30 protein-coding genes are annotated in these 26,246 nt (G+C 72.3%); 17 read left to right on the forward strand and 13 right to left on the reverse strand.

The genetic code is table 11. From position 1 onward, the window contains the following. The first annotated feature begins 6 nt into the window (after positions 1-6). The gene (locus tag ACWC97_RS24775; RefSeq protein WP_352278957.1) at positions 7-264 is read left to right on the forward strand and encodes a DUF3099 domain-containing protein; all 258 of its coding nucleotides are present in this window, start codon (positions 7-9) and stop codon (positions 262-264) included. A 33-nt stretch (positions 265-297) separates the two neighbouring features. Here the strand turns inward: ACWC97_RS24775 and ACWC97_RS24780 are convergent, their stop codons facing one another. Next, positions 298-660, reverse strand: a complete 363-nt coding sequence (locus ACWC97_RS24780; RefSeq protein WP_450651614.1) for a DsrE family protein — start codon at positions 658-660, stop codon at positions 298-300. Positions 661-766: 106 nt separating this feature from the next. On the opposite strand from ACWC97_RS24780, the gene ACWC97_RS24785 reads away from it, so the two are divergent. The 6 genes from ACWC97_RS24785 to ygfZ all read left to right on the forward strand — a co-directional run bounded on the left by ACWC97_RS24785 (position 767) and on the right by ygfZ (position 5,921). Then, positions 767-1,639: a hypothetical protein gene (locus ACWC97_RS24785; protein WP_450651616.1), complete on the forward strand. Its 873-nt coding sequence runs from the start codon at positions 767-769 to the stop codon at positions 1,637-1,639. Next, complete coding sequence (locus ACWC97_RS24790) at positions 1,636-2,475, forward strand: hypothetical protein (protein WP_450651618.1); 840 nt, start codon at positions 1,636-1,638, stop codon at positions 2,473-2,475. Before ACWC97_RS24785 ends, ACWC97_RS24790 begins: the two co-directional genes overlap by 4 nt. Continuing rightward, the gene (locus ACWC97_RS24795) at positions 2,472-3,395 is read left to right on the forward strand and encodes a hypothetical protein (protein WP_352278964.1); all 924 of its coding nucleotides are present in this window, start codon (positions 2,472-2,474) and stop codon (positions 3,393-3,395) included. Before ACWC97_RS24790 ends, ACWC97_RS24795 begins: the two co-directional genes overlap by 4 nt. A gap of 352 nt (positions 3,396-3,747) precedes the next feature. Next, positions 3,748-4,320, forward strand: coding sequence for an FABP family protein (locus ACWC97_RS24800; protein WP_352278966.1), 573 nt, complete (start codon positions 3,748-3,750; stop codon positions 4,318-4,320). A gap of 106 nt (positions 4,321-4,426) precedes the next feature. After that, on the forward strand, positions 4,427-4,903 hold the full coding sequence (locus ACWC97_RS24805) for a Fur family transcriptional regulator (protein ID WP_450651620.1): 477 nt from the start codon (positions 4,427-4,429) through the stop codon (positions 4,901-4,903). Positions 4,904-4,955: 52 nt separating this feature from the next. Then, the gene (ygfZ, locus tag ACWC97_RS24810; protein WP_385215507.1) at positions 4,956-5,921 is read left to right on the forward strand and encodes a CAF17-like 4Fe-4S cluster assembly/insertion protein YgfZ; all 966 of its coding nucleotides are present in this window, start codon (positions 4,956-4,958) and stop codon (positions 5,919-5,921) included. Between the two features lie 60 nt (positions 5,922-5,981). On the opposite strand, the gene dtd is transcribed toward ygfZ, so the two are convergent. Further along, entirely contained in the window at positions 5,982-6,431 is a 450-nt protein-coding gene (gene dtd / locus ACWC97_RS24815) for a D-aminoacyl-tRNA deacylase (RefSeq protein WP_352278970.1), read from the reverse strand. Between the two features lie 116 nt (positions 6,432-6,547). Here dtd and ACWC97_RS24820 point away from each other — a divergent pair, with 116 nt between their 5' ends. The 4 genes from ACWC97_RS24820 (at position 6,548) to ACWC97_RS24835 (ending at position 10,301) form a co-directional block, all read left to right on the forward strand. After that, on the forward strand, positions 6,548-7,180 hold the full coding sequence (locus ACWC97_RS24820; RefSeq protein ID WP_352278972.1) for an RsiG family protein: 633 nt from the start codon (positions 6,548-6,550) through the stop codon (positions 7,178-7,180). A gap of 47 nt (positions 7,181-7,227) precedes the next feature. Next, the gene (locus ACWC97_RS24825) at positions 7,228-8,214 is read left to right on the forward strand and encodes an asparaginase (RefSeq protein ID WP_352278974.1); all 987 of its coding nucleotides are present in this window, start codon (positions 7,228-7,230) and stop codon (positions 8,212-8,214) included. Positions 8,215-8,314: 100 nt separating this feature from the next. Beyond that, positions 8,315-9,574 carry a GNAT family N-acetyltransferase gene (locus ACWC97_RS24830; RefSeq protein WP_450651623.1) on the forward strand — a complete coding sequence of 420 codons (1,260 nt, stop codon included), beginning with the start codon at positions 8,315-8,317 and terminating at the stop codon, positions 9,572-9,574. Positions 9,575-9,620: 46 nt separating this feature from the next. Beyond that, positions 9,621-10,301, forward strand: coding sequence for a TetR family transcriptional regulator (locus tag ACWC97_RS24835; RefSeq protein ID WP_450651624.1), 681 nt, complete (start codon positions 9,621-9,623; stop codon positions 10,299-10,301). 43 nt (positions 10,302-10,344) lie between these two features. On the opposite strand, the gene ACWC97_RS24840 is transcribed toward ACWC97_RS24835, so the two are convergent. The 4 genes from ACWC97_RS24840 to ACWC97_RS24855 all read right to left on the reverse strand — a co-directional run bounded on the left by ACWC97_RS24840 (position 10,345) and on the right by ACWC97_RS24855 (position 14,073). Next, positions 10,345-10,869, reverse strand: coding sequence for a DUF2199 domain-containing protein (locus ACWC97_RS24840; protein WP_352278979.1), 525 nt, complete (start codon positions 10,867-10,869; stop codon positions 10,345-10,347). Positions 10,870-11,129: 260 nt separating this feature from the next. After that, positions 11,130-12,044 carry an oxidoreductase gene (locus tag ACWC97_RS24845; RefSeq protein WP_352278981.1) on the reverse strand — a complete coding sequence of 305 codons (915 nt, stop codon included), beginning with the start codon at positions 12,042-12,044 and terminating at the stop codon, positions 11,130-11,132. Between the two features lie 102 nt (positions 12,045-12,146). Next, on the reverse strand, positions 12,147-13,256 hold the full coding sequence (locus ACWC97_RS24850; RefSeq protein WP_450651626.1) for a MerR family transcriptional regulator: 1,110 nt from the start codon (positions 13,254-13,256) through the stop codon (positions 12,147-12,149). Positions 13,257-13,338: 82 nt separating this feature from the next. Next, positions 13,339-14,073, reverse strand: a complete 735-nt coding sequence (locus tag ACWC97_RS24855; protein WP_450651785.1) for an MBL fold metallo-hydrolase — start codon at positions 14,071-14,073, stop codon at positions 13,339-13,341. A 157-nt stretch (positions 14,074-14,230) separates the two neighbouring features. Between ACWC97_RS24855 and ACWC97_RS24860 the strand changes: the two genes are divergently transcribed. Continuing rightward, on the forward strand, positions 14,231-14,911 hold the full coding sequence (locus ACWC97_RS24860) for a glyoxalase (RefSeq protein WP_352278985.1): 681 nt from the start codon (positions 14,231-14,233) through the stop codon (positions 14,909-14,911). A 48-nt stretch (positions 14,912-14,959) separates the two neighbouring features. Here the strand turns inward: ACWC97_RS24860 and ACWC97_RS24865 are convergent, their stop codons facing one another. Then, positions 14,960-15,832, reverse strand: a complete 873-nt coding sequence (locus ACWC97_RS24865) for an alpha/beta fold hydrolase (protein WP_352278987.1) — start codon at positions 15,830-15,832, stop codon at positions 14,960-14,962. Positions 15,833-16,207: 375 nt separating this feature from the next. On the opposite strand from ACWC97_RS24865, the gene ACWC97_RS24870 reads away from it, so the two are divergent. Next, positions 16,208-16,357 (forward strand): ester cyclase, encoded by a 150-nt coding sequence (locus ACWC97_RS24870; protein ID WP_450651628.1) that lies wholly within the window; start codon positions 16,208-16,210, stop codon positions 16,355-16,357. Positions 16,358-16,461: 104 nt separating this feature from the next. Here the strand turns inward: ACWC97_RS24870 and ACWC97_RS24875 are convergent, their stop codons facing one another. Continuing rightward, positions 16,462-17,061, reverse strand: coding sequence for a TetR/AcrR family transcriptional regulator (locus tag ACWC97_RS24875; protein WP_450651630.1), 600 nt, complete (start codon positions 17,059-17,061; stop codon positions 16,462-16,464). A 177-nt stretch (positions 17,062-17,238) separates the two neighbouring features. Here ACWC97_RS24875 and ACWC97_RS24880 point away from each other — a divergent pair, with 177 nt between their 5' ends. Next, positions 17,239-17,460: a hypothetical protein gene (locus tag ACWC97_RS24880; RefSeq protein WP_352278991.1), complete on the forward strand. Its 222-nt coding sequence runs from the start codon at positions 17,239-17,241 to the stop codon at positions 17,458-17,460. A gap of 125 nt (positions 17,461-17,585) precedes the next feature. Here the strand turns inward: ACWC97_RS24880 and ACWC97_RS24885 are convergent, their stop codons facing one another. The 3 genes from ACWC97_RS24885 to ACWC97_RS24895 form a co-directional block, all read right to left on the reverse strand. Further along, positions 17,586-19,403: a CocE/NonD family hydrolase gene (locus tag ACWC97_RS24885; RefSeq protein WP_450651632.1), complete on the reverse strand. Its 1,818-nt coding sequence runs from the start codon at positions 19,401-19,403 to the stop codon at positions 17,586-17,588. A 428-nt stretch (positions 19,404-19,831) separates the two neighbouring features. Next, the gene (locus ACWC97_RS24890) at positions 19,832-20,128 is read right to left on the reverse strand and encodes a hypothetical protein (protein ID WP_352279055.1); all 297 of its coding nucleotides are present in this window, start codon (positions 20,126-20,128) and stop codon (positions 19,832-19,834) included. Positions 20,129-20,580: 452 nt separating this feature from the next. Beyond that, positions 20,581-21,165 (reverse strand): nucleotidyltransferase family protein, encoded by a 585-nt coding sequence (locus ACWC97_RS24895; protein WP_450651634.1) that lies wholly within the window; start codon positions 21,163-21,165, stop codon positions 20,581-20,583. A gap of 196 nt (positions 21,166-21,361) precedes the next feature. On the opposite strand from ACWC97_RS24895, the gene ACWC97_RS24900 reads away from it, so the two are divergent. The 3 genes from ACWC97_RS24900 to ACWC97_RS24910 all read left to right on the forward strand — a co-directional run bounded on the left by ACWC97_RS24900 (position 21,362) and on the right by ACWC97_RS24910 (position 23,061). Then, entirely contained in the window at positions 21,362-21,787 is a 426-nt protein-coding gene (locus ACWC97_RS24900) for a helix-turn-helix domain-containing protein (RefSeq protein ID WP_352278995.1), read from the forward strand. A gap of 171 nt (positions 21,788-21,958) precedes the next feature. Then, positions 21,959-22,597, forward strand: coding sequence for a hypothetical protein (locus tag ACWC97_RS24905; RefSeq protein WP_450651636.1), 639 nt, complete (start codon positions 21,959-21,961; stop codon positions 22,595-22,597). A 128-nt stretch (positions 22,598-22,725) separates the two neighbouring features. Further along, positions 22,726-23,061, forward strand: coding sequence for a DUF2516 family protein (locus tag ACWC97_RS24910; RefSeq protein ID WP_352278999.1), 336 nt, complete (start codon positions 22,726-22,728; stop codon positions 23,059-23,061). A gap of 55 nt (positions 23,062-23,116) precedes the next feature. On the opposite strand, the gene ACWC97_RS24915 is transcribed toward ACWC97_RS24910, so the two are convergent. Further along, entirely contained in the window at positions 23,117-24,442 is a 1,326-nt protein-coding gene (locus ACWC97_RS24915; protein WP_450651637.1) for a PP2C family protein-serine/threonine phosphatase, read from the reverse strand. 523 nt (positions 24,443-24,965) lie between these two features. Next, positions 24,966-26,021: a C40 family peptidase gene (locus ACWC97_RS24920; protein WP_352279002.1), complete on the reverse strand. Its 1,056-nt coding sequence runs from the start codon at positions 26,019-26,021 to the stop codon at positions 24,966-24,968. Between the last annotated feature and the right edge of the window lie 225 nt (positions 26,022-26,246).

Below are 26,246 nucleotides of genomic sequence, written 5' to 3' on the forward strand. Positions count from 1 at the left end.
GGAAGCATGTACGCGCGACGCCGTCGCGGCTATTTCCTGATGATGGGCGTCTGCATCGTCCTCTTCGTGTCCGCCTGGTCGTTCGTCCGGCTGTGGTCGATGCCCGCCGCCATCGTGATGTGCGTCGTCGCGATGGTCATCCCGCCGGTGGCGGCGATGGTCGCCAACCGGCGCGGGCCGGACGACCGTTGGTGGGACGACCCGTCCGGCGACCCGCAGTCCGACGAGTGGTGGGACGAACTCGACGGCAAGAAGCGCCACTGACCCGGGCGGCCGGGCCGGTGACGGGTGCCGGTGTCAGTAGACGAGCGCCTGGACGCCGTCGGCCATGATCTCGCTGACGAAGACCTGCGCCCCGGCGATCCGCACCCCCTGCAGCACGTCCTGCTCGGTGATGTCGCGCCGGGCCGCGCACTGCGTGCACAGGGTGATCCGGCCACCCGCCTGGATCGACTCGATCAGGTCCGGCAGCGGCGCGGCGTGCGGCAGCTCGAATTCGGCGGCGCGCCCCGGCAGGGCGAACCAGGACGACTCCCCGGTCAGCCAGAGCGAGACCTCCACCCCGCTGGCGACGGCGACCGCGGCCACCGTGAACGCCTGCGAGCACCGCTCGGCGGAGTCGGCACCTGCGGTCACCTTGATCACGAGCTTCTTCGACATATGCCGAACTGTAATCGGCGGGCGGGCAACCTTCTTCACACGGTGAAGGTCAGGTGGATGCGCGGGTAACGGAACTCGCGCCTCAGGTCTCGTGGGGGGACCTCCATTGGAACCAAAAGACACCATTTCTGACGAGCAGTCCGAGCAGTTCGAGCAGTCCGAGCGGCCGGAGCGGGCCGAACTTCCGGAGCCGCCCGCCGCACCCGCCGAACCGGCCGCATCCGCCGAGCCCGCCGCCCCTGTCATGAAGCGCCCGCGCGGGCGTACGGCGCTGCTCGTCGCCGTCGCCGCGGTGCTCGGCATCGGGGTCGGCACCGCCGCGGGCTACGAGATCCAGGACCGCCGCGCCCCGACCCCGCTGCCCGCCCTGTCCCAGCCCGGACTGGCGTACCCGGCGAAGGCGCTGCCCCCGGGCAAGGCCCCCGACCCGCTGCCCGTGTCCCAGGACCGCCGGGCGAAGACGGACGGCGACCTGCGCAAGCTGCTCATCAACCGGCCCGCGGGCTGGAGCGACGACCCGCTGGAGCTGGGCATCGTCGACGGCTGGGCGAGCCCGGACATCTACGCCCGTTCCTACAAGGACGAGGGCGGCATGTACGAGTACCTCCTGGAGAGCGACGTGCGCCGCGTCGCGGCCGCCGCCTGGAAGCGCGGGCAGTACGCCAACGCCACGGTCCAGCTCGTGCAGTTCCGCCCGTCGTCCGTGCAGGCGGCCCGGGAGTTCGCCGAGGACCAGCTCGCGTACATGTCCGGGAGCGAGATCGGCGCGGGCAACGAGGGCGACGCGATCAAGGGCAGCGGCATCGGCCGCTACTACCTCTACGGGGTCGAGCGGAAACCCGGTTACATGCCCCTCTACCACGCCAGGGCGACCATGTACCGGGGCGACATCATGGCCGACATCCACCTCTACGACACCGTGCCGATCAGCAAGAAGGACATCCGGACGCTGGCCGAACGACAGCTGGAGCGCCTGTGAACGACGTGACCCCGCAGGCGGCCGCGCCCGAGGAGAGCACCGCCACCTCCGCCCCGGACACCGGGACCCCGTCCGCCGAGACCTGCGCCCGCCCCGGCCGGTTCCGCCGGGCCGCCTTCGTCTGGCTCCCTGTCGCGACCGCCCTCGCCGGGGTCGTGCTCTCCGCCGCGTACGTCAAGTTCACCGTGGACGGCGCCGACCGGAGCACCCCGACCCGCCTCTGGGCGGAGCCCGCGCAGAAGCCGGGCAAGGACCCCGCTGGTGACGCGGCCCGGGGCCGGGTCTCCACCGAGCTCAGCAAGCTGCTGCTGCCGGTCCCGTCCGGCTACCGGCTCGGCCCCGACCAGCGGGACCTCGGCAACGACGGCGAGCTGAGCGGAAAGCGCGCCGCCGCCGCCATGAAGCAGGGCGCCAGGGGCCTCGCGGGCAAGGAGCGCCGCGCCTACGAGGAGCGGATCGACAAGCTCCACATCGAGGGCATCGCCGTCCGCACCTATGTCGACGAGGGCAACACCCTGATGATCAGCACGGAGATCACGCGGGTGAAGAACCGGAAGGTGGTCCGGGACCTCTACGGCTTCCGGACGGGCCTCATGGGGGCCCTCGACCTCTTCCGCGAGGGGCCGAAGATCAAGGAGCACGCCAAGAAGGCCACGTGCTTCACCCCCCGCAAGGAGAGTGGCGAGGACATCGCGTCGATGGACTGCTTCGCGTACGACGGCGAGATGAGCATCACCTTCAGGGCGTCCGGGACCAAGCCGTTCGACCGGACGGCCGTCGCCGACCTCCTGAAGGACCAGATCGACCACCTCACGTCCCCGGGGGAGTACGTATGACCGAGCAGTCGACCCGCACGCCCGCCGACCCCGTACCGGACCCGGCCCCGGAGCCCGCCGCACAGGCCGAGCCGGTCGCGGCCGCCGATCCGGCCGTCGCCGCCGGGAGTGCCGACACCGCCGAGGCCGCCGGCCCGCAGGATCCGTCGGCGCCGAAGCCGCCCCGGCGGATCCTGCGGGCCGTCGCCCGGTACACCGTCGTCGCCGCGGTCTTCGTCGGGCTCGGCGTCGGTACGGCGTACGGCATCGCCTCGATGGACCGAACCGACGTACCCGGCCTGGCCACCGAGAGCGACGGCCGCTGGGACTACCCCGAGCTGAGCCTGCCCGCGCTCCCGGACGGCGCGCCCCGCCCGTACAGCGAGGGCAACCCCGGCGAGGTCCACCACGCCGACCTGCGGCGCCTGCTGCTGCCCGCCCCGGCCGGAGCAACCGTCGACAAGAAACTCGACGGCGGCTGGGTGAGCACGGACACGTACCTCTCCGCGTACGAGAAGAAGGGGCGTTCCAAGCTCCGGGCGGCGCTCAGGGACGCGGCGCCGCGTCACGCCGTCGCCCGCGGCTGGACCATGCCGGACGGCACGTCGACCCGGATCTACCTCGTCCGGTTCAACTCGACGGCCTTCGCCCAGGGCTTCCTGGACCTGATCACCGAGAGCGGTGTGGAGACCCCGCTGACCGGGGTGTCCGACTCGGTCCTCGACGAGGAGTGGAACGGCGGCGGAAAGGTGGAGGGCGTCGCGCCCTACGTGTTCGACGAGGAGAAGCCGTACGGCGAGGCACGGGTGCGCCACGGGTACCTGGTCGGCGGGGACACCCTCGCCCTCGTCGTCCAGTCCCGCGAGGGCACCGGCAAGGAGACCACCCCGGCCGTCCCGTTCCACCAGACGATGATCCTCCAGGCCCAGCTGCTGGGCTGACCGGTCCCGGCCGCCGTCCGGTCCCGTCCCCCGGGCAGCGGCCCCGGACCGGCGGGCCGGGCCCCAACCCATTAGGCTGGGGCCCGGCCCGTACTGCTGCCATAACGCTCGTTGCAAGGAGTTCCCGTGCTTGAGGCATTCTTCTCCGCCCTGCTGGTCCTGGTCTGCGTCGGCGTTCTCGCCTTCGTCGGCCTGAGCGTGAAGAAGCTGTACCAGGGCCAGCGCTGACCCCCCGGGCCCGCCCGGCCACCACGGGTACCCCCCCGCGGCGTCGTGACACCTCGCACCCGATGTGTCACGTCCGACGTCGCACCCATCCTCGCCCCCACCTCACAGATCGCCTGAGCCGTTCATGATCGAGATCCCGTCCGACCTGCACCCGGACCTCGTCCCGCTGGCCTTCCTCCTCGGCAACTGGGCGGGCGCGGGAGTCTCCGACTTCCCCGGCGCCGAGCAGTGCAACTTCGGCCAGGAAGTCACCTTCAGCCACGACGGCCGGGACTTCCTGGAGTACGTCTCGCGCAGCTGGGTGCTCGACTCCGAGGGCAAGAAGGTCAGGCCGCTGGAGACCGAGTCCGGCTACTGGCGCATCGACAAGGACCGCAAGGTCGAGGTCGTCATGGTCCGCGACCAGGGCGTCATCGAGATCTGGTACGGGGAGCTGGCCGACAAGAAGCCCCAGATCGACCTGGTCACCGACGCGGTCGCGCGCACCGCCGCCTCCGGCCCGTACAGCGGTGGCAAGCGGCTGTACGGCTACGTGAAGAGCGACCTGATGTGGGTCGGCGAGAAGGCCACCCCCGAGGTGGAGCTCCGCCCGTACATGTCGGCGCACCTGAAGAAGGTCGTCACCCCCGAAGAGGTCGAGGCGATGGCGAAGAACCTCGGCGACCTGCCGGACGACGGCATCGCCTTCTTCAAGTAGCCCGCACGGGCACACGGGCCGTACGGGCCACGAGAATCCGTACGGCCGTGCGCATTCTTCCCGCAAGCGCGGCGGAGGGGTGCGGGTCCGGTCCTACACTGGGCCTGTGGTGAGCACCGACTGGAAGACCGATCTCCGGCAGCGCGGCTATCGGCTGACGCCGCAGCGGCAGCTGGTCCTGGAAGCCGTCGACGCGCTGGAGCACGCGACCCCCGACGACATCCTCTCCGAAGTGCGCAGGACCGCCTCCGGGGTGAACATCTCCACCGTCTACCGGACCCTCGAGCTCCTGGAGGAGCTGGGTCTGGTCAGCCACGCCCACCTCGGGCACGGGGCGCCCACCTACCACCTGGCCGACCGGCACCACCACATCCACCTGGTCTGCCGGGACTGCTCGGACGTCATCGAGGCGGATCTCGGCGTGGTCGCCGACTTCACCGCCCGGCTCCGCGCCGACTTCGGGTTCGAGACCGACATGAAGCACTTCGCGATCTTCGGCCGCTGCGCCGGATGCGCGGCGAAGCAGGGCGGGGCGGGAGAGCAGGTCGGGTCGGCGCAGGACCCCGCGTCCCGGCGCCCGTGACCCTCCCGCGTACCCCGGAGGGCCCCGGCGCACCGCGTCGTACGCTGGTCGCATGAAGAGCCCCCTGCTGTCCCTGCCCGGCGCCGTCCCCGCCGAAGGCCGCGACGAAGGCGTCGCGGCCCACTACGGCGACCTGTTCCGCGAGCAGCGTGCCCTCGCCGACGGTTCCGGCCTGGTCGATCTGTCGCACCGCGCCGTCATCACCGTCAGCGGCAGCGACCGGCTGTCCTGGCTGCACCTGCTGCTCACCCAGCACGTCAGCGACCTCGCCCCGGGCCAGGCCACCGAGGCCCTGATCCTCAGCGCCAACGGGCACATCGAGCACGCCCTCTACCTCGTCGACGACGGCGAGACCGTGTGGATGCACGCCGAGCCGGGCACCCAGGGCGAGCTGGTCGCCTACCTGGAGTCGATGAAGTTCTTCTACCGGGTCGAGGTCGCCGACCGCACCGAGGACGTCGCCGTGGTGCACCTGCCGGCCGGCTCCATCGCGAAGGCCCCGGACGGCGTGCCGGTACGGGAGACGGCGTACGGCCGCGACCTCTTCCTGCCCCGCATGGACCTGGCGGCGTACGCGGCGGAGAACGGCCCGGTGGCCGGGGTCCTGGCCTACGAGGCGCTGCGCGTGGAGGCGCACCGGCCCCGGCTCGGCTTCGAGACCGACCACCGCACCATCCCGCACGAGCTGGGCTGGATCGGCACCGCCGTCCACCTCCAGAAGGGCTGCTACCGGGGCCAGGAGACGGTGGCCCGGGTGCAGAACCTGGGCAAGCCGCCGCGTCGGCTGGTCTTCCTGCACCTCGACGGCAGCGAGGTCGTGCTGCCCGGGCACGGCACCCCGGTCCGGCTCGCGGCGGACGGCGCCGAGGGGCGCCAGCTCGGCTTCGTCACCACGTCCGCCCGCCACCACGAGCTGGGGCCGATCGCGCTGGCCCTGGTCAAGCGGAACGTCGCGGTGGACGCCCCGCTGCTCGCCGGGGACACCGCCGCCGCCCAGGAAACGGTCGTCGAGCCGTAGGCCGACAGGCCGACCCGGACCCGGCTCCGGCTCCGGACCGGGCAATGGTCCAGGCCCCGGTCAGATCTCCACGAGGACGGTGAACGGGCCGTTGTTGGTGAGCGAGACCCGCATGCTCGCCCCGAACCGGCCCGTCTCCACCCGCGCGCCCAGCGCCCGCAGTTGCTTCACCACCTCGTCGACGAGCGGCTCGGCGGTCTCGCCGGGCGCCGCCGCGTTCCAGGTGGGCCTGCGGCCCTTGCGGGCGTCCCCGTAGAGGGTGAACTGAGAGATCACCAGAAGCGGTGCATTCACATCGGAGCAGGACTTCTCGCCCTCCAGGATCCGGAGCGACCAGAGCTTCCGGGCGAGCTGGGCCGCCTTCTCCGGGGTGTCCTCGTGGGTGACCCCCACCAGCACACACAGCCCCTCGCCGACGATCTCGCCGACCACCCGGGGGCCGTCCACCCCGTCCGTACCGTCGGCGACCGTGACGCTCGCGCCGTCCACCCTCTGTACCACTGCACGCATACAGACCAACCTATCTTGGGCTGAACGGGTACAGAGCATCCACATGGGACCCGGCCAGGTGGCACCATGCTCGGAGGCGGTGCGCCGACGCACCGGTCGAGGGGATGGACACAAGCATGAGTACCTATGGAACCGGGCAGTCCCCCGGCGCCGTGCCGGTCACGCCCACCGGCGCCGGTGCCAGCACCAGCACCATGCGCCCACCCGTGCAGCGTACCGGCCACGATTCCGGGGACGCGCGGGCCGAACCGGGCTCCCCGCACATGGACACCACCCCGCCCCTGGGCGCGCTGCGGCTGCCGGAACTGCGCACGCTCCGCCGCGACTCGCAGCGCGACGAGGCCGACCTCAGCTATGTCCGCCGGCTCGTCCAGGGCCGGATCGACATCCTCCGCGCCGAGCTGGCCCGGCGGCTGGGTCCGGAGGCGCCGGTGGTCGACCGGCTCTCGGAGATCCTCGCCGACACCCCGTCCCGCCACCGCTCCTCCGCCCGGCACGTCACGCTCACCACGCCGCGCAGCGACGAGTACCGCCGGCTGGCCGCCGAGACGCTCGCCGAGGTCGAACTCTCCGACCTCGACGCCCGTACGGACGAGGAGCTGCACACCGCGATGGGGCGCCTGGTCCGCTACGAGCAGCAGGTCTCCCGCCGCCGCCACCACCTCCAGCGCACCGCCGACGATTGCAGCGCGGAGATCGCCCGCAGGTACCGTGACGGGGAAGCCCAAGTAGACGACCTGCTCGCCTGAAGCGATCCTTCCGGGGGCGGGTACGCCAGTCCCCGGAAGGTCCATCCATGTCCTCCAGCGCCGCCGCCCCCGCCGCCATACCTCCCGTGTCCCCGGAGCTCCCCGTCCTGGCCGAGGTCGTACGGTCCGGCTTCGTGGAGGGCCACCACCGGGGCTCCCTGGTCGTCCTGGCCGCCGACGGCAGCGTGGAGTGGTCGCTGGGCGACCCGACGGCGCCGGTCTTCCCCCGGTCCGCCAACAAGCCGATGCAGGCCGCGGCCGTGCTGCGGGCCGGGCTCGACCTGTCCGGGGAGCGGCTCGCCCTGGCCGCCGCGAGCCACTCCGGCGAACCCTTCCACCTGGAGCTCGTCCGCACGATGCTCGCTGAGCACGGACTGACGCCCGAGGACCTTCGGACGCCGCCGGACCTGCCGCTGGACCCGGTGGAGGCGGAGGCGTACCTCGCCGCGGGCCACGTCCGCGCGCCGATCACGATGAACTGCTCCGGCAAGCACGCGGCGATGCTCGCGGCCTGCGCGCTCAACGGCTGGGACCGGGCGGGCTACCTCGACCCGGCCCACCCCCTCCAGCAGCTCGTCCACCGGGGCGTCGAGGAGGCGGCCGGCGAGCCGGTCACGGCGGTCGGCACGGACGGGTGCGGGGCGCCGCTGATGGCGATCAGCCTGGTGGGCCTGGCGCGGGCCTTCCGTACGTTCGTGCTCGCGGAGCCCGGGACGCCGGAGCGCCGGGTCGGCGACGCGATGCGCGCCCACCCCGAGTACGTGGCCGGGACGCGCCGCCCCGACACCTGGCTGATGCGGGAGGTGCCCGGCACACTCTCCAAGATGGGGGCCGAGGCGGTGCAGGCGGTGGCGCTGGCGGACGGCCGGGCGCTGGCCTTCAAGGTGGACGACGGAGCGATCCGGGTGCTGGGCCCGGTGCTGTCCCGCGCGCTGCGGCTGCTCGGCGTCGACGCGCCGGTGGTCGACCGGATCGGCCGCGCCCCGCTGATGGGCGGCGACCGGGAGGTCGGCGAGGTCCGGGCGGCCTTCTGACCCGCCGCCGGCCCGCTGCTGACCAGCGGCTTCCGGTCGATTCCGGTGGCTGGGGGAAAACGGGGCGACAGTGCGGGCCGGGGCACCTAGCGTGGCGCGCATGGCCCTTGACGTCCGTACCATCACCGCTGCCGAACTCCCCGACTGGACCCGCGCCAAGCACGCCGGGTTCCTGCGCCCGACCACGGCCGAGGAGGCGGCGGAGGAGGCCCGCAAACGGCTTCCGTACACCGACCTCGACCGCACGCGGGGGGCGTTCGACGGCGGGCGGTGCGTGGCCACGTACCGCTCCTTCGCGCAGGAGCTGACGGTCGTCGGCGGCGGGGTGGTGCGGGCCGACGCGATCTCCAACGTCACGGTCTCGCCCACCCACCGGCGGCGCGGCCTGCTCCACCGGATGATGGACGCGGACCTGGCCGACGCCAAGGAGCGCGGCGAGGTGGTCGCCACGCTGGTCGCCGCCGAGTACCCGATCTACGGGCGGTTCGGCTTCGGCCCGGCGGTCTGGACGACCGACTGGGAGATCGACGTGCCGAGGAGCGGCCTCGACCCGCACCGGCCGGTCCCCGCCGGACCCGGGGACGGCCGGATCGACCTGGTCGACGGAGCGACCGTCCGCAAGCTCGGCCCGGCGGTCCACGACCGGCTGCGCGCCCGGCAGCACGGGGTGATCGACCGGGACGCCCGCTGGTGGGAGGTGAACACCGGCGAGAACGTGGCCGGCCCCTTCGCCTGGAAGGAGCCCTTCTACGTGCTCCACAGCGACGCGGACGGCGAGCCCGACGGCCTGCTCGTCTACCGTGCCGACTCCCGTTGGAGCGAGGCCAAGCAGCCACTGAACACCGCCACGGTGTCGAGCCTGATCGCCACCACCCCGGCCGCCGAGCGAGCGCTGTGGCACTACCTCTGCTCGGTCGACTGGATCACCAAGGTCCGGACCGGCAACCGGGCCCCCGACGACCTGGTGCCGCTCCTCCTGCCGGACCCGCGCGCGGCCCGGGTGGTGACCCAGGCCGACTACCTGTGGGTGCGGGTGCTGGACGTCGTCGCCGCCCTGGAGGCCCGCAGCTACGCGGTGCCCGGCACGCTCGTCCTCGACATCCACGACGCGGCGGGCCTGGCCGGCGGGCGCTACCGGCTCGAAGCCACCGCCTCCGGCGCCGCGGCCTGCACCCCCACCACCGACGACGCCGACCTCGCGCTGGACGTGCGGGAACTGGGCACCCTCTACCTCGGCGACGAGTCCCCCGTCCGGCTGGCCGCGCTGGGGCGGATCGAGGAGCGGCGGCAGGGCGCGGTGGCGGTCGCCGAGGGGATGTTCCGGGCGGCCCGACGCGCCTGGTGCCCGGACATGTTCTGACCGGCCCGGGGACCGTCCCGTGTCGTCCCGCGTACGCTTCGGGGCCATGGACGTGGACGGCGGGAGCAGGGGCGGTGACGTGGCCGGGGGCGCGGGTGCCGGGCGGTTCGGGGACGAGCGGCTGGGGCTGCGGGAGCGGAAGAAGCGGCTGACGTACCAGGCGGTCTCCGACGCCGCGATCGCGCTCTTCCTGGAGCGGGGATTCGACCAGGTCTCGGTGGCGGAGGTGGCGGCCGCGGCGGGCATCTCCAAGCCGACGCTCTTCCGGTACTTCCCGGCCAAGGAGGACCTGGCCCTGCACCGGTTCGCCGACCACGAGGACGAGTCGGCCCGGGTGGTCGCCGGGCGCTCCGGCACGGAGTCCCCGCTCGACGCCCTGCACCGCAACTTCCTGGACGGCCTGGACCGGCGCGACCCGGTGACCGGGCTCTGCGACGTACCGGAGGTGCTGGCGTACCAGCGGATGCTGTACGCGGCGCCGTCCCTGGCGGCCGGGATGTCCGCCTACCGGAGCCGCTCGGAGGCGGCGCTCGCCGCCGCGCTGGGCGGCCGGATGCGGGACCGGCTGGCGGCCGGCCAGATCGTCGCCGTCCTGCGGGTGCTGGCCCTGGAGAACTGGCGGCGGATGGACGCGGGGGAGCGGGCGGACCGGGTGTACGGGGAGGCGGTCGAGGCGGCCGCGCTGGCCTTCGCACAGCTGCGGGACGGGCTGGGCGAGTGCGGCTGACGGCTGACCGCCCCGCCTTTCAGCGAGTCACATGGGCCTTGGCTCAGCCGGTCGTGCCGTCGTCGCCGTGGAGTACGGCCTCGGCGATCTCCCGGACCCGGTCGAGGGTGATGCCGGTGCGCTGTTCCACGGCGAGCGGGTGGTCGGTGGGCTCCAGCTCGATGCGGGGACGCAGACCGATCGCGCGGGTGTGGGCATTGGTCTTCAGGTTGGTGGTGCGGGGCGAGTACAGCCCCAGCTCGGTGCTCAGCCAGCCGAAGTACGGCGGCTCCGACTCACGGCCGGGGGTCTGCCAGCGGTCGAGGGCGCGGCCGAAGTTCTCCCGGCTGAGCGAGACCCACACGCCCCAGGAGAACGGCTCCGGGCTGCCGGAGACGGGTATCTCGATCAGGCCCTTGATGAAGTAGTGCTCGTGTCTGACGATGCACTGGTCGGAGGAGAGCATGCTGTCGGGGTCGCTCTCCAGGCTCGCGTCCCAGACGTCGGGCGCCATGGTCGAGTACCCCATCGGGAGTTCCGCGTGGTGTTCGCCGCAGCGGGAGCAGGTGTATCCGGGGTCGATAGCCATGGGCGGATCCTAGGGCGTGTTTCGAAAGTCCCGTCTGCCCGGGGGCGCCCGGCACGCACGCTCGCCGCGTTGTCGGGATCACCCCGATACATCCAGTATCGGGGTGACCCTCCGCCTTGCGATCGCACGCACCGGACACCCCCGGGCCTGCCCTCCGGGCAGACGACGCTACTTTCGAAACACGCCCCAGGGCCTTTCACGGACACGGCCGAGGCTCCGGGCGCGGACCCGGAGCCCCGGCCGTGCGGTGCTGTCGTGATTCAGCCGCGGCGGCCGAGCAGGGCCAGGTCCTCCGCGTCGAGGGCCAGCCGTCCGGCGGCCATGTTCTGCTCCAGGTGCGCGAGCGAGGCGGTGCCGGGGATCTGGACGATCGAGGGGGAGCGGGCGAGGCCCCAGGCGAGGGCGACCTGGTGCTCCGTGGCGCCGTGCCGGGCGGCCACCGTCCGTACGCCCTCGCTGTCGAGCGGGGTGTGCCCGCCGCCGAGCGCGAAGAACGGCATGTAGGCGATCCCGGCGTCCGCGCAGATGTCGACGAGCCCGGAATCGGACTGGTCGAGTACGCCGAACCGGTTCTGCACGGCGACGACCGGGGCGATGGACCGGGCCTCGGCGAGCTGGTCGGCCGTCACATTGCTGACGCCGAGCTGCCGGATCAGCCCCTCCTCGCGCAGGGCGGCCAGCACCTCGAACCGCTCGCCGAGCGGGTCGTCGAGCCCCGCGCCCAGCCGGCCCACCCGCAGATGGACCAGGTCGAGGGTGTCGACCCGCAGGTCCTCCAGGTTCCGCTCCACCTCCGCGCGGAGCTGGTCGGGGCGGGCCTCGGCGTACATCTCGCCGGTCTCGTCCCGCAGCGGGCCGACCTTGGTGGCGATGACGAGGTCCGGGGCGTACGGGAACAGCGCCTCGCGCAGCAGGTCGTTGGCCCGGTGGGTGGGGGAGAAGTAGAAGGCGGCGGTGTCGATGTACCGCACCCCGAGCTCCACCGCGCGCCGCGTCACGGCCAGGGCCTTCTCGGTGTCGCCCGCCGGGCCGCTCCACCGTCCCGGAAGCTGCATGGCGCCGAAGCCGAGCCGGGGGACGGTGACGGTGCCGCCCAGCGCGAAGACGCCGGGGCCGGCCGAGGGCGCGGGTACGGGAGCGGGGTCGGGGTTCAGGTCGTTCTGCGAGGCGATCATGGGGTGCAGCATCGCTCACCCGGGCCGAATCGTCGCCTCCGTTTGCGTACGGGGCCGGGCCGGTCCGGGTCCGGCCCCGTACGGGTTCGTGGCGCGGGCCGGTCAGCCCACGACGTCGGCGACCACGCAGCTCACGTTGTCGGGCCCGCCGGATGCGTTGGCGAGGCCGACGAGCGCGCGGACGGCCCGTTCCGGCTCCGGCGTACCGGCGAGGGTCCGGTGGATCGCGTCGGACGGTACGACGGTGGACAGGCCGTCCGAGCAGAGCAGGTACCGGTCGCCGGGGCGGGCGTCCTGGAGGCGCAGATCGGGGGTGTCGTCGGCGCCCCGGCCCAGGGCGCGCCGGAGCAGCGAGCGCTGCGGGGAGGAGGCGGCCTCCTCCGGGGTGAGGCGGCCCTCGTCGACGAGGGACTGCACCAGGGTGTGGTCGTCGGTGATCCGGAACAGCTCGTCGTCGCGCAGGAGGTAGGCGCGGGAGTCGCCGATGTGGACGAGGGCGAGCTGCGATCCGGTCCAGAGCATCGCGGTGAGCGTGGTCCCGGCGCCGGTCCCGGTCCCGGCCTCCGCCCCGGAGGCGGTGTCCGCGTCCGGGCCCGTACCGGTTCCGGTGACGTCCTGTACGGCCCGCGCGGCCTGCTCGACCGCGTCCTGAAGGGCGTCGAGCAGGCCGCCCGCCGGGACGCCGCCGGTTTCGAGCCGCCTGAGCGCGTCGACGGCGGCGGCGCTCGCGGGGGCTCCCGTACCGCCGAAGCCGTCGGCGACGGCGAGCAGCCGGGAACCGGCGTACGCGGTGTCCTGGTTGTGCTCGCGGACGAGCCCGGTGTCGGAGAGGGCGGCGTAACGGATCTCCAGCGGTGCGGTGGTCGCGGTCATGGCGGGGTCCTTCCGTGACAGATGGTCGACGAGGAAGGCGGCCAGATCGCGCCGTGCGGCGGTGTCGGCCTCGACGCCGGCCCAGAACGAGCGGATCTCCTGGGCGGCTGGTTCCGGCTCCAGCGCGCAGACCCGCCGGATCCGGGCCAGCGGCATCCCGATCCGCCGCAGCCAGGCGACCAGCCGGGCCTGCTCCAACTGCTCGGGCGCGTAGTGGCGGTAGCCGGTCACGGGGTCGACCCGGGCGGGGGTCAGCAGTCCGAGTTCGTCGTAGAGCCGCAGGGCCTTCGGCGACAGCCGGGACGCCTTCGCGAACACCCCGATGGTCAACAGGCCCATGCCGGTCCCTCCTCGCGCCGGGCGCGGCGCCCGGCCCCACCGATGCTGCGGGCTCCCCCAGGGGCAAGGTCAACCAGCGGCCTCACATCCATGCCGGGGGCGCGCCGTACGGGCCTTCGTCGGGCTGCCCTTCCGCGGGTTCCCAGACCGAGCAGTCGTGGGCGAACAGCACCCGCCGCGGGTCGAAGTCGGCGAGCCGGTCCAGCCAGGGCGGGTACGGGGGGAGCGGCGGGGGCACGTCCTGGAGGGCGGCCCGCCGGGCCAGTTGGCCGGAGGCGAACTCGGAGGCGAAGTCGTGCGCCTGACCGGCGAGGACCACGGTGCCGTCGTTCCGGCGCAGGACCAGCGACTGATGCCCCTCGGTGTGTCCGGGCGTCGGGACGATGTGGACCCCGGGCCAGACCTCCGCCTCGCCGGAGAGCTCCTCGTACCGCGCGCCGGGGAAGTCGACCAGCTCCTCGAAGGTGTGGCCGCCCCGGCGGGCGGCGGCCAGCTCGACGTCCTGGACCAGGACGGTGCGGCCGGCCAGCAGGGGGTTGCCGCCGCAGTGGTCGAAGTGCAGGTGGCAGTTGACGACCAGGGAGATGTCCGCCGGGTCGGCCCCGGCCGCCGCGAGCGCGTCCCGCAGGGGCCGCCGCCGGGGCCGGTAGTGCGCCTCGGTCCCGGGGTCCGCGTCGCCGATGCCGGTGTCGAAGAGGAGCAGTCCGCGCTCGTGGCGCACCAGGTAGGCGAGGACGGGCTCGACCCTGGGCTGCGGGCCGCCGACCTCCTCGGCGGGCCGGACGAAGTAGCCCAGATCGAGGCGGCGCACCGCCATGGTCCCCACGGTCGACTTCCCTGTGTCCGCCATACGGCCATCCTGACAGGCCGAGGGCGGGGGGACCGGCGGAGTTCGGCCCCCGGACCGGGCCGGAGGGAGAACCGATCAGGAATCGAGAAGCCCCCGCCACCCGGTCCTCCCTAACGTGGGATCCATGGCAACCACCACTTTCCCCGCGTCCGTCACGTCCGTCACCTCCGTCACTCTTGAGGTGGCCGACCCCGAGGCCGCCCGCCGCTTCTACACCGCCTTCGGCGTGGAGTCGCGGATCCGGCTGCGGGCGTCCGGCGCGTCCGGTACATCCGGCACGTCCGATCCGGACTCCACCGGGTTCCGCGGCTTCACCCTGGCCCTCACGGTGTCCGGCCCGGCCACCGTCGACGGATTCGTCGCCGACGCGGTGGACGCGGGGGCCACGGTGCTGAAGCCCGCCACGAAGTCGATGTGGGGCTACGGCGGTGTCGTGCGCGCCCCGGACGGCACGATCTGGAAGATCGCGACCTCGGCGAAGAAGGACACCGGCCCGGCCACCCGCCGGATCGACGAGCTCGTCCTCCTGCTCGGCGTCGAGGACGTCAGGGCGAGCCGCCGGTTCTACGCCGACCTGGGCCTGACGGTGGCCAAGAGCTTCGGCGGCAAGTACGCGGAGTTCGCCGCCGAGGACTCCGACCCGGTCAAGCTGGCCCTGTACAAGCGTGGCGGTCTGGCCAAGGACCTGGGCGTCCCCGCCGAGGGCACCGGCTCGCACCGCATCGCCCTCGGCGGCTCGACCGGCGCCCCGTTCACCGACCCGGACGGATTCGTCTGGGAGACCGCCGGACCGTCCGCCGCGTGAGCCGCGCCGCCCGCCCTGCGCGGCGTACCGGTCAGCGCGCCGAACCGGTCAGCCCGCCGTGAGCCCCGGGGAGTCCGCGAGGCCCGCGAGCAGTTCGGCGGCGGGCTTCGGGTGGACGAGCCAGCGCAGGTGGCTCCCTTCGAGCGTCCGCACGTCGAAGGGGTTGTCGGGGGTGAGCGCGTCGGCCTCGCGGATCATGCGGTCCTGGACGGCGGGCGGAACGCCGGCGTCGGCGGCCAGCCGCACATAGGTCCGGGGGATCCGCCCCCAGGTCTCGGCCCGGGCCCGGTCGGCGGGCGTACCGGCGTCGAGGTTCTCGTCGGGCTGGAAGGTGTTCAGAAGGGTCCGGAACTCGTCATCGGTCAGATCGGCGGCGAAGGCCCGCTTGAACGCGGCGAGCGCCGCCGGGTCGGCGGTGCGGAAGTTGGTCCGCAGCAGGCCGAGTTCGGCCGGGTTCCCGACGATGGCGGGGAGGAAGGCGGCCGGGTCGACGGTCGCCATCTCCGGCTGGGTGTAGTAGCCCGCCACGTCCAGTTCGACGGGGCACCAGGAGGCGACGTAGACGATCCGGTCGACCAGGTCGGGCCGGGCGTTGGCGACGGCGGTGGCGGTGATGCCGCCCCTGCTGTGGGAGACGAGGACGGTGGGCCCGTTCCGCCGGGCCCGTTCGAGGGTCTCGATCACGCGGGCGGCGTTGTCGGCGAGGGTGACCCCTCTGATGCTCCCCGGTTCCGAGGCGAGCGCGGCGAGGTCCTGGGGCGCCTGGTAGGCCACGGGGAAGGTCGCCCCGAATCCGTGCCCCGGAAGGTCGACGGCGGCCGAACGGTGCCCGAGCAGGGCCAGTTCGGCCTGGAGGGGCGCGAACGAGAACGAGTTCGCGAAGGCTCCGTGGACAAGGACGAAGGTCGGCTGATCACGCATGCCTCAGCCTCCAACGCGGGGGTCCCCAGGGCAAGTTCGGAGGCCCGGGATATGCGGATCAGGGAGTGTATGCGCGGGATGCCAGACTTGTCCCCATGAACAATGCCAAGGACACCGTCCGCCAGTTCCTCCTCCAGGTGCGCTCGGGGCTGCACCCCGAGCGGGCCGGGCACTTCATGGCCGGCCTGGTCCGGGCCCACCAGGTCGCCTCCGAGGCGCCGGAGGTCGTGGAGCGGACGCCGCGGCAGTACACCGAGCACGTCCAGGAGATGCTCGACGCGTACGGCCCCTTCACGCTGACCGTGGACGAGCTCATCGCCGAAGGGGACCGGGTCTACGCCCGGTGGATCGCAGGACGGGCGCCACGTCGGCCCGGTGGGCGGCCATGCGCCGACCGGCGCGCGGATCACGACGATGACCAGCGCGGTCTACCGCGTCGAGGACGGGCTCATCGTCGAGTACTGGATCCAGATCGACCGGCAGGGAACCGCCACCCAGCTGCGGCGGGCGGCCACCGGGGACTGACCCCGCTCCGTTCCGTCCCGCAACACGTACGGGCCCCGCCTGGGCGCCGCGCCCTGGTGGGCCGACTGCCGGGAAGGCGTCGCCGAGCCGGCCGCCGACGCGCGCTACCGCGATTCCAGGAGCCGGTCGATGTGGTGGCCGAGGACGTCCCCGGCGGCATCGGACGAGCGGTACCCGAGGGCGACGTCCACGCCGAGACCGGTCGCGAGCGACCAGCAGATGTCGGCTTCCGTCCGCTCGTCCCCGCGGGGCTCGTCGCCCCGCTCCTGCCGGGCCGCGGTGATGAGCCCGGCCGTGAAGGAGAGCAGCTCGTCGTCGCCCGGAGCCAGGACCCTGGCCATCGTCGGGTCGGAGACGGCCCGGCCCGCCACCGCCAGGGAGAACCGCATGAGTCGCGTGCTCTCCTCGTCGGGGCCGATCAGGGCATGGAGGCAGGCCCGGAGCACGGCTTCCGGGCTCGTCGCGTCCGCCGCCGCGACCGCGTGCTCGATGTTCGCGTTCACGGCCTGGACGGCCCGTTCGAGCGCGTCGCGGACCAGGGCCTGCATCGACGTGTAGTAGTGCTGCACCTGCCCCATGGAGACGCCCGCCTCCTCGGCCACCTTGCGGAGCGTCACCTGCTCGATCCCGCCCCGGACCGCCAGCGCCCAGACGGCCTCGACCAGGCGCCTCCTGCGCTGTTCGTGATCCACGATCTTCGGCACGGCGTCTCCGTCCCTCCCTCTCCCCCGTTCGCCATGCGAACGCATTGCGAACGAGACCGCCATCCTATTACAATGCAAGTGCATTGCAATGGTTCTGGTTCCGTCGGCTGCCTCGGAACCCTTCTGGCGTGGCACTTCGCAGGGCAGCAGCAGTTCTGAAGATCGGAAGGCGCCGCGATGAAGTACGACATCTTTCAGGGCCTTGGCGCGGTTCTCCTCGTCCTCGGGGCGCAGGGCGCGATCCGTCTGCTCGTCGACCACGACAACACAGGTCTGCTCGGCCGGCTGCCGGGCGGATTCGCGGCCTGTCTCACCGTCTACGTGCTCGCCGCGGTGGTGGGCGCGGTCGTCGCGGGCTGGGCCCACGGCGAGGCGAAGGCGGCCGGACGCCGCGCCTGACCGGATCGCCGCGGCCGCCCGCGATGGCGGGAGGGGGCCGGCCCGGGAGCAAGGTGCTGTTCCGCTCCCCGCCGACCCCCACGTCGTCCATGGCCCTTCGGTGCCCGGCCGGGGCCGGGGTGCCGTCAGCCGAGCGGCAGTTCCAGGGCGGCTTCCTGGCCGGTCGGGGAAGTGATGGTGGTGGTGGAGCCCTCCGTACCGGTGAAGGAGTAGAGCCGGTCCCGGCTGTTGACGACCAGGGCGAGGCGGTGGCCGTCGGCGAGGTCGTAGGCGGCGGGTTGGAGCGTCCAGTCGACGTTCTGGTCCGTGCCGGGGGTCAGACCCGTGATGGTGAGCGGCTCGTGGGTGATGATCCGGGTGTTCCCGTCCGGGTCCACGTCGAAGAGGTAGGCGACCAGGGTCGCGGCGTCGCCCTCCTCGACGCGGACGGTCAGCCGGAGCCCGGCGGCGCCCCGGATGCGGCGTCCGCCCACCAACTCCTCCGTGGACCAGACCAGGAGCCGCTCCGGCTCGAAGCCGGCCGGTTCGTAGGGCTTGGGGTTGCCGAACCACTCCTTCTGCCCGGTCTCCATGATGTCGTCCATGGCGGTCGCGGTGGTCTCGTGCCCGGCGGTGAACTCCCGGCTCCAGCCCGAGGACGGTTTGTCGGACAGGGAGGCCCCGTCGTCCCCGTCGGCGCCGCTCAGGTACCAGGTCTCGGTGCCGGTGGTGGCCTCGGACCAGGAGGAGAACGACTCGCGTTCGGCCTCCTTCTCGATCCGGTCGCCACCGCCGATGCCGTTCGGCCTGGTCGTGTAGGTGAACATGACCTGGCTGCGGACCACCGGCCAGTCCGGCACGTCGCCGCTCTTCCCGAGCAGGTAGTGGTCGAGCCAGGCGTACGCCTCCGTCATCGGCTTGAGGTAGCCCCAGAACGGGGTGCCGCTCGGGAAGCCGGTGATGCCGACGCCCTCCGGGGCGCCGTGGTCGCCGATCCACAGGTTCAGGTGCTTGGGAACGGTGAGCTTCTCGAAGGTCGCGATCGCCTCACCGGCGGGGAACAGGCTCTCGTGCCAGGTGTTCGAGTAGAAGGTCGGAATGGACCGGGCGTTGGTGGCCTCCACGTAGGTCTCCGGGGACCGCACGGTGCCCCACTCCACCACCTCCTCCATGTTCTCCCCGTTCTGGAAGTTCTGGAGGACGCGCCATGTCGCGTCGTCGAACTTCTCCTTCTCCTCGCCTTCCTTGGCCCCGGTGAAGCCGATCAGCAGCTCGACGGCCTTCTCGTGCCGGGTGCCGTTGTCGTAGAGGCTGGTGGCCAGGTTGCCCCAGGTGCTCAGGGCGGCCACGACGGCGACCCGGTTCTTCTCGTCGTGGGCGGCGACGAGTTGGCTGATCCCGGAGCCGTAGGACAGGCCCATGAACCCGACCTTGCTCGGCGTGAACAGCTCCTCCGCGTGGTCGATCACCTTCGACCCGTCCGCCCAGTCGTCCGGCCCGGCGACGCCGATGAACCCGTCGGACGTGAACGGCCCGCCCGTCTCGCCGAAGCCGCGGGGCGTGTACGCCAGCACGTGGTAGCCGCGCGCCGCCAGGGAGAGGTAGCCGACCATGAACGGCATCCAGCCGTACGGGTTCCAGCCGGCGGGCACGATCACGACCGGGCGCGGCTCCGAGGTCTTCTGCTTGATCGCGAACGCGGAGAGGCCGATGTCGTCCGTCACGGCGATGCGCGGGAAGGTGACCCCGGCGTTCCGCAGGACCTGCGCCACCAGCTTCTGCAGCTCCTCGGGGAGCGTTCCGGCCGGGGCCGTGCCCTGGAGGGCCGCGAGCAGGGCGCGCGCGACGGCGAGCACCGACGGGTTGATGTCGAGACTCGCGCCACGCCAGATGCCGTGGGACGCGATGTCCGCGAGGGTCGCCTCGGTGACCGATGCGAGAGGTGCTCCGCCTTCGGTGGTCATGAACCGCTCCGTTCCTTCTGAGGGCCGGCCGACCAGGACTTCCTCCGCGTCCGGGCGACTGGGACGCCCGCCGGGCGCCAGGCGGATCATGGACAGGCGTACACCCACCGAAACGGAAGGGCGGCCCACCGCACTCGATCGGATGGAGAACCCCGCGACCGGTGGACGCGCCCCGGTCCGGGCATGCCCACCGGCTGGAGCCCGACGGTGCCGCCGTCCTGTCGGGCTGTCCGTCAGTGGCGGGAGTCGATCAGGCTTGTCATCGGCCGCTGTTGGCTGAAGGCGGCTTCGGGCGGTGCGCGGCGGCCCTTCGGGAGGCCGCGCACCGCCCACGCTGCCGCACCGCCCCGCAGCGACGGGCCTCACGACTTCGGCCCCGGGGAAGCGCGGCGGGCGGAAGGGGCCGCAGCGTCAGCGGCGTCGGTCGCTCAGACGGTGCTGGCGATCCAACCGACCGTCTCGGACGTGTGTGTTCCGTCCGAGAGCGCCTTGCCGCTGCCCGCCAGCTCGTTCATGCGGATCTTGAAGCCGGTGAGGGTGACATCGGCGATCCGCAGGCCCGGCGTGTCCGGGCCCGCGAAGGTCTGCACGAACGGAACGACGATGACCGTCGAGCCGCTCGGAAAGGGCGAGGGGAAGGTGACCTGGGTGAAGGTCGAGGTGTCTCCGCCCTTCAACGCCACGGCACTGGACGAGCTCAACTGGAGCTTGCCGGTCTGGGTCATGCTCACGGTTTCCGCCTTTCACTGAACGGCCGCGCAGGGCCTCCAACAAGCCCGCGTCCGATGGAACTTCGACCGCCGCTTCACGCGGAGGCCGAAGGTGGAATGCCCCGGAAGACCTTCGTTTACGGCAGAAGTCGCCGATGGGGAGGAAGTCCCCCGCCAATGGTTGCGTCGCAGCCGCCCCGATCCGTTATGGCAGGTCAGAGGCCCGCCATGACCCTCGCCCGGAACTCGGCGCTCTCGGGCCCCCGTTACGCCGGGGCAGGGCCCGACGAGACGGAAGGCGGGCGGCCGCGAAGTCACCGTCACCGGTCAACACGGTGACGCAACCGGCGGCCAGGTTGACGACATCACCGACGCCCCAGCGCTCCTCCCCCGGCGCGACAACGAGCCAATGCTCGGCCCGACTTCCGACCGCGCTCCCAGCGCCCACCTCCGACGCCCCCTGCGTGTCAGTTCGGCCACGGCAGGACGGTGAGCTCCGGCCACTCGCCCTTCCAGCGCGCCGCCTTGGCCTCATAGACCTCCTGCGGGGCAAGGACCGGGTTGGGCCGGACCACGAGGTTGAACACGTCGGAGAGCCCGTGGGGCGCATAGACGCGCCACTCACCGTTGAGGTCCAGCCGCACCCCCAGACAGCACGTCGTCGCGGCGAACGAGTCGATCGCCGCCTCGGTGGACTCGTACGGCGGACAGGGCACGCCGAACTTCTGCTCGTACCAGAGGTGCACACGGGCCTCGTTGCGGATCTCCACCTCGGCCGGCAGCCCGGCGAACAGCTCCTGCCCTGCCTTGATCACGGCGTCCTCCGCCTCCCAGGACAGGTCGGTGCCGTCGAAGTAGAAGAGGTCGTAGTCCTTGATGCCGCTGGTCGGGGGCCTGTCGGTGACCACGTTCCACACCGTCTGGAACAGGCAGCCCGCCGTCACGTACCAGCCGGGCAGTTCCAGCGTCGCTGCCCTGGCCAGCACCTCGTTGCGGGAGAGCACGGACCGCAAGCCATCGAGCTGCTGACCGAGCGGGAGTCGACCTAGCATCTGTACTCCCTATCACGAGCGCCCGCTCCCGCAAGGCGCGTCGGCCGTCGGCAGGCACCCCAGCCCGAGAGGGGGAGCGGTCAGGAACGCGTGTTCCGGAACGCGCGCTCCGGTGCGATCGGCCGGGGGAGTGGTGTGGCGCACTTTTGCAAGCGTCTGCTTGCAATAGTTAGCAAGAGGGGTGCACCATCGGGACATGGCATCACTCAACGTCGGCAATCTCGGGGAGTACCTGCGCGAGCAGCGGCGCAACGCGCAGCTGTCGTTGCGGCAGCTCGCCGACGCCGCCGGGGTGTCCAATCCCTACCTCAGCCAGATCGAGCGCGGGCTGCGCAAGCCGAGCGCCGAGGTGCTGCAGCAGGTCGCCAAGGCGCTGCGGATCTCCGCCGAGACCCTTTACGTACGGGCCGGGATTCTGGACGAGCGGGAGCGGGAGGAGCTGGAGACGCGGGCGGTGATTCTCGCCGATCCGTCGATAAACGAGCGGCAGAAGAGCGTTCTGCTGCAGATCTATGACTCCTTCCGCAGGGAGAACGGTTTCGAGTCCGGTCCCCGGACCGACGACGAGCCGGGACCGGACGCCGGTGCCGAAGCGGCCGCGGGGCCTGCAGAGCCCTCGTAGCCGGGTGGTGCCGCGGGTGTCGTTCGGCCCGGCCGACGCATCCTCGGCGCCCTTCGATTCCCCCGACTCCAGAACTCCATAGCCACAGAACTCCAGAAGCCCAGAACTCCAAAGTCTCTGAACTTCTGAGAACCCTCGCACCGAGCCCGATGATCCGGGAGGACCACAGTCATGGCCATCACCGATGACCTGCGCAAGACCCTCACCGACCCGACCCCCCTCTATTTCGCCGCCGGTACGGCCGATCTCGCCGTCGAGCAGGCGCGCAAGGTCCCGGCGCTGCTCGACCAGCTGCGTGCCGAGGCGCCCGAGCGCATCGAGGCCGTACGCAACACCGACCCCAAGGTCGTGCAGGAGAAGGTGACCACGCAGGCCAAGGAGGCTCAGGCCACCGTGCAGGCCAAGGTCAACGAGGTGATCGGCGCCTTCGACAGCGACCTGCGCAAGCTCGGGGAGAACGCGCAGGACCTCGCGCTGCGGAGTCTGGGCGTAGCCGCGGAGTACGCGGTGCGGGCCCGGGAGACGTACGAGAAGGTCGCCGAGCGCGGCGAGCGGACCGTACGGCACTGGCGCGGCGAGGTGGCCGAGGAGGCCGTCGAGATCGCCGTCGTCGTCGAGCCGCGCAAGGAGTCCGGCACCCGGACGGGCACCGCGAAGCCCGGCCCGGCGCCCGCCGCCAAGCCCGCGCCCGCCGCCAAGCCGGCTCCCGAGGCGAAGGCCGGGCCCAAGCCCGCCGCGCCCGCCAGGAAGGCGCCCGCGCGCAAGCCCGCCGCGAAGAAGGCCACTCCGCCGAGCGCGAAGGAGAAGTAGCGGGCAGGCACTCGGCACGGCCGCGACGGGCGGCGGACGACGGCCCGGGAATCCAACCGGGTGTCCGGCCCGCTGTCCCGGGTACCTTGGCGTTGAGGCGCTCATCCACTCACTAGGCGGTACACACCATGTTGCTCACCGGATTCAGCACATTCGTCGGGCTGCTCTTCCTGCTCATGCTGGTGCTTGCCGTGGTCGCGCTGATCATGGCGTCGATGGCGCGGGAGGACGCCTACCGTGCGGCGGACAAGCAGAAGAAGTCGTTCTGGCTGGTCATCCTCGGCATCACCGTCGCCGTGAACCTCTTCGTGCCGATGCTCTTCCTCCAGCTCGCGGGGCTGGTCGCCTCCATCGTCTTCCTGGTGGACGTGCGGCCCGCGCTCCAGGCGGTCACGGGCGGGCGCGGCCGGGGCGGCGGTTCCAGCAGCGACGGCCCGTACGGCCCGTACAACGGCGGTCGCTGAGCGGGCGGCCGCAGCAGCAGACCTCGGGCCCCGCCCGGTCGCCGAACCGCCCCGGTCACGGGGCGACGGCGGCCGGGCGGTGCGCGTTCTCCAGGTCGTGGCCGAGCAGGAGGACCGCGACGTCGTCGGTCAGCTCCCCGCCGTTCAGCTCCCGGACCCGGGCGACCGCGGCCTCCAGGAGGTCCTCGCCGGTCAGCCCGTCCGCCAGCTGCTGGTTGATCATCTCGACCATGCCGTCCTGGCCCAGCCGCTGGGCCCCGTCCGACCCGACTCGCCCCTCGATCAGCCCGTCCGTGTACAGCATCAGACTCCAGCCGCTGCCCAGCTCCACCTGACGGCGGGGCCAGCGGGCGTGCGGGAGCAGCCCCAGGGCCGGGCCGCCGTCCTCGTACGGGAGGAGTTGCGCGGTCTGCCCGTGCCGGGCGAGCAGGGGGGCCGGGTGACCGGCCAGGCAGAGTCCGGCGTGGCGGCCGTCGGGGGCGATGTCGACGGTGCAGAGCGTCGCGAAGATCTCCTCGCTCTCCCGCTCGTGCTCCAGGACCTGTTGAAGGGTGGTGAGCAGTTCGTCGCCGCAGAGTCCAGCCAGGGTCAACGCCCGCCATGCGATGCGCAGTTCCACGCCCAGCGCCGCCTCGTCGGGGCCGTGGCCGCAGACGTCGCCGATCATCACGTGGACGGTGCCGTCCGGGGTGCGGACGGTGTCGTAGAAGTCCCCGCCGAGCAGGGCGCGGCTGCGGCCGGGGCGGTAGCGGGCCGCGAAGCGCAGATCGGAGCCGTCGAGCAGCGGGGTGGGCAGCAGGCCGCGTTCCAGGCGGGCGTTCTCCTGGGCGCGCAGCGTCGATTCGGTGAGCCTGCGCTGGGCGACGTCGGCGCGCTTGCGCTCGACGGCGTAGCGGATGGCGCGGCTGAGCAGCCGCCCGTCCAGCTCCTCGCGGCAGAGGTAGTCCTGGGCGCCGACCCGTACGGCCGCGGCGGCCAGCTCGGTGTCGTTCTCGGCGGTGAGGGCGAGGACGGCGTGGCGCGGGGCGATCCGCACCACGTACTCGAGGACGGCGAGCCGGTGGTCCGCTTCCGGCACCGCCTCCGGCGCCGTTTCCGTTCCCGCGTCCGTCGTGTCGCGGCTCTTGGCGGTCCGGGTCTCGCTTCCGGCGGGCAGGGCGAGGTCCAGCAGTATGCAGTCGACGTCGTCGGTGAGGAGCCGGCCCGCCTCGGTCAGGTTGCGGGCGGTGCGGACGCGCACCCTCGTTCCGGCCACGGCCGGAAGCTCGGGGACGGTGAAGGTGCCCGCCGGGTCGTCCTCGATCACCAGGAGGGTGAGGACGGCGTCGTGGGAGGCCTCCGCAGCGGTGTCGGTGTCCTGCTGCGGTACGGATACGGGCATCGGCTCGGTTTTCCTTCCCTCCCCCCGAGGGCACGGCGGAACGACGATCGACGAACTGCCAGACGGGGACGATAGCGGTCCGTGCCGGGTGAACGGAATGGCGTCCCGGGCCCCGCCTCGGGCATATGCACCGGCATAAGCCGCGTCAGGTCACGGATCCGGCGCGCCGAACCGGTAATCAGGCTGCCGCCCGGGCATGACAAAGGTCACGCGGAACGGCCGGAGGGCGTTCCGGGGCACCGGCGGTGCCCGAGTGGTGCCCGAGCGGCGGACGGGACGGCCATCCCGAGCCCGGCGACCGGCCGGACCATCGAGCAGGAGAAACCCGACGAACCGGATGAAACCGGCCTCTGATCGGCTCGGGCGCACGGCACGTGGCGCTTGGTGCATGGCGCCCTCCGTGCCGCACGGCACGGTCGGCTCTTCAGTCGGCCCGAATGGCGCCCGGCGCGGGCGCCCCCGGCCCGGGTACCGGCCGATCTCGTACCGCTGTCGACCCCCACCGCTCCTGGCCCCGTACCGCCTACTTGTCCGGGCGTACGACGCCGAGTATCTGCATCGAGCCCGCACCCGCCAGCGTCACGTTGCGCCCCGGGCGGGGGGCGTGCACGATCGCGCCGTCGCCGACGTACATGCCCACATGGCTGGCGTCGGAGTGGTAGATGATCAGGTCGCCGGGACGCATGTCCTTGATGGCGATGCGCGGCAGCAGCCGCCACTGCTCCTGGGAGGTGCGCGGGATCGGCCGGCCGGCCGCCGCCCAGGCCTGGGACGTGAGCCCGGAGCAGTCGTACGATCCGGGGCCCTCGGCCCCCCACACGTACGGCTTGCCTATCTGGGCGGTCGCGAACGCCACCGCTCTCTTGCCGGCGGCGCTCGCCTCGCGGTTGATGTCCTTCAGGGCGCCGGAGCTGAGCCAGGCCGTCTGCTGCTGGTAGGCGGCCTCCTCCTCCAGCTTGAGCAGGCGGGCCCGCTCCTCCTTCTTCAGACGGGACTCCAGCTTCTTCGCCGCGGCGATCTGGGCGTTGATCCGCTTCTTGGCCTTGGCCTGCTTGACCCGGCCGGCTTCGAGCTTCTTCCAGTTGATGCTCGCGTCCTTGGTGTACGTCTCCAGGTCCTGCTGCGTCCTGGTCAGTTCGCCGAGCACGCCCTGGGCGGCCTGCTGGCCCTCCCGGACCCGGCTCACGCCGTCCAGGAAGAGCTGCGGGTCGTCGCTGAGCATCAGCTGCGCGCCGGGCGGCAGCCCTCCGGTGCGGTACTGCTCGCGGGCCTGGGCGCCCGCCTGGGCCTTGAGTTCGGTGATCTTCGCCTGGCCGACGACGATGGCGCGCGCCAGCTTCACGATCTCGGTGGACTGCTTGTCGGCCCGTTCCTCGGCGAGGTTGTACGCGTCGGTGGCCGCCCCGGCCTTGCGGTAGAGGTCGTCGATCTCCTCGCGCACCTCTTCGAGGGTCTTCTTCGGCGCCTTGGCGCCGGCGGACGGCGGTGTGGGCGCGGCGAGGGCCTGGACCGGCGTGATGAGCACGGACAGCGCGCAGACCAGAGTGATCGCGGCTGAGGCACAGTGACGTCGGTTCACGGGACACCCCTCCGAATAAAACCTGATTTACCGTCAGTAACTTTTCGCCGATGTCGAGATCGTGCCATGCCGTACCGAAAAGCAACAGGGGCGCACGACAGCTGTCCTGACGGCCATATATCCCCGGTGGCGCCCCCGCTTCCCCCGCTCCTCTCTCTCTGGACGATCGGAGCGCCGATCCCGTTCCCCCGGCGGGCGCGTTCACCGAAAGGTGCTACGGGCGGA

The sequence above is a fragment of the Streptomyces sp. NPDC001108 genome, assembly GCF_053598535.1.

Coding starts and splice junctions, on each gene's coding strand:
- dtd (WP_352278970.1), bottom strand. CDS start 6,431: ATGCGTGCAGTGGTACAGAGGGTGGACGGCGCGAGCGTCACGGTCGCC.
- ACWC97_RS24850 (WP_450651626.1), bottom strand. CDS start 13,256: ATGGGCCTGTTGACCATCGGGGTGTTCGCGAAGGCGTCCCGGCTGTCG.
- ygfZ (WP_385215507.1), top strand. CDS start 4,956: ATGAAGAGCCCCCTGCTGTCCCTGCCCGGCGCCGTCCCCGCCGAAGGC.
- ACWC97_RS24860 (WP_352278985.1), top strand. CDS start 14,231: ATGGCAACCACCACTTTCCCCGCGTCCGTCACGTCCGTCACCTCCGTC.
- ACWC97_RS24865 (WP_352278987.1), bottom strand. CDS start 15,832: ATGCGTGATCAGCCGACCTTCGTCCTTGTCCACGGAGCCTTCGCGAAC.
- ACWC97_RS24825 (WP_352278974.1), top strand. CDS start 7,228: ATGTCCTCCAGCGCCGCCGCCCCCGCCGCCATACCTCCCGTGTCCCCG.
- ACWC97_RS24830 (WP_450651623.1), top strand. CDS start 8,315: ATGGCCCTTGACGTCCGTACCATCACCGCTGCCGAACTCCCCGACTGG.
- ACWC97_RS24840 (WP_352278979.1), bottom strand. CDS start 10,869: ATGGCTATCGACCCCGGATACACCTGCTCCCGCTGCGGCGAACACCAC.
- ACWC97_RS24800 (WP_352278966.1), top strand. CDS start 3,748: ATGATCGAGATCCCGTCCGACCTGCACCCGGACCTCGTCCCGCTGGCC.
- ACWC97_RS24820 (WP_352278972.1), top strand. CDS start 6,548: ATGAGTACCTATGGAACCGGGCAGTCCCCCGGCGCCGTGCCGGTCACG.
- ACWC97_RS24880 (WP_352278991.1), top strand. CDS start 17,239: ATGAAGTACGACATCTTTCAGGGCCTTGGCGCGGTTCTCCTCGTCCTC.
- ACWC97_RS24835 (WP_450651624.1), top strand. CDS start 9,621: ATGGACGTGGACGGCGGGAGCAGGGGCGGTGACGTGGCCGGGGGCGCG.
- ACWC97_RS24910 (WP_352278999.1), top strand. CDS start 22,726: ATGTTGCTCACCGGATTCAGCACATTCGTCGGGCTGCTCTTCCTGCTC.
- ACWC97_RS24845 (WP_352278981.1), bottom strand. CDS start 12,044: ATGATCGCCTCGCAGAACGACCTGAACCCCGACCCCGCTCCCGTACCC.
- ACWC97_RS24900 (WP_352278995.1), top strand. CDS start 21,362: ATGGCATCACTCAACGTCGGCAATCTCGGGGAGTACCTGCGCGAGCAG.
- ACWC97_RS24775 (WP_352278957.1), top strand. CDS start 7: ATGTACGCGCGACGCCGTCGCGGCTATTTCCTGATGATGGGCGTCTGC.
- ACWC97_RS24890 (WP_352279055.1), bottom strand. CDS start 20,128: ATGACCCAGACCGGCAAGCTCCAGTTGAGCTCGTCCAGTGCCGTGGCG.
- ACWC97_RS24915 (WP_450651637.1), bottom strand. CDS start 24,442: ATGCCCGTATCCGTACCGCAGCAGGACACCGACACCGCTGCGGAGGCC.
- ACWC97_RS24780 (WP_450651614.1), bottom strand. CDS start 660: ATGTCGAAGAAGCTCGTGATCAAGGTGACCGCAGGTGCCGACTCCGCC.
- ACWC97_RS24885 (WP_450651632.1), bottom strand. CDS start 19,403: ATGACCACCGAAGGCGGAGCACCTCTCGCATCGGTCACCGAGGCGACC.
- ACWC97_RS24895 (WP_450651634.1), bottom strand. CDS start 21,165: ATGCTAGGTCGACTCCCGCTCGGTCAGCAGCTCGATGGCTTGCGGTCC.
- ACWC97_RS24795 (WP_352278964.1), top strand. CDS start 2,472: ATGACCGAGCAGTCGACCCGCACGCCCGCCGACCCCGTACCGGACCCG.
- ACWC97_RS24855 (WP_450651785.1), bottom strand. CDS start 14,073: ATGGCGGTGCGCCGCCTCGATCTGGGCTACTTCGTCCGGCCCGCCGAG.
- ACWC97_RS24905 (WP_450651636.1), top strand. CDS start 21,959: ATGGCCATCACCGATGACCTGCGCAAGACCCTCACCGACCCGACCCCC.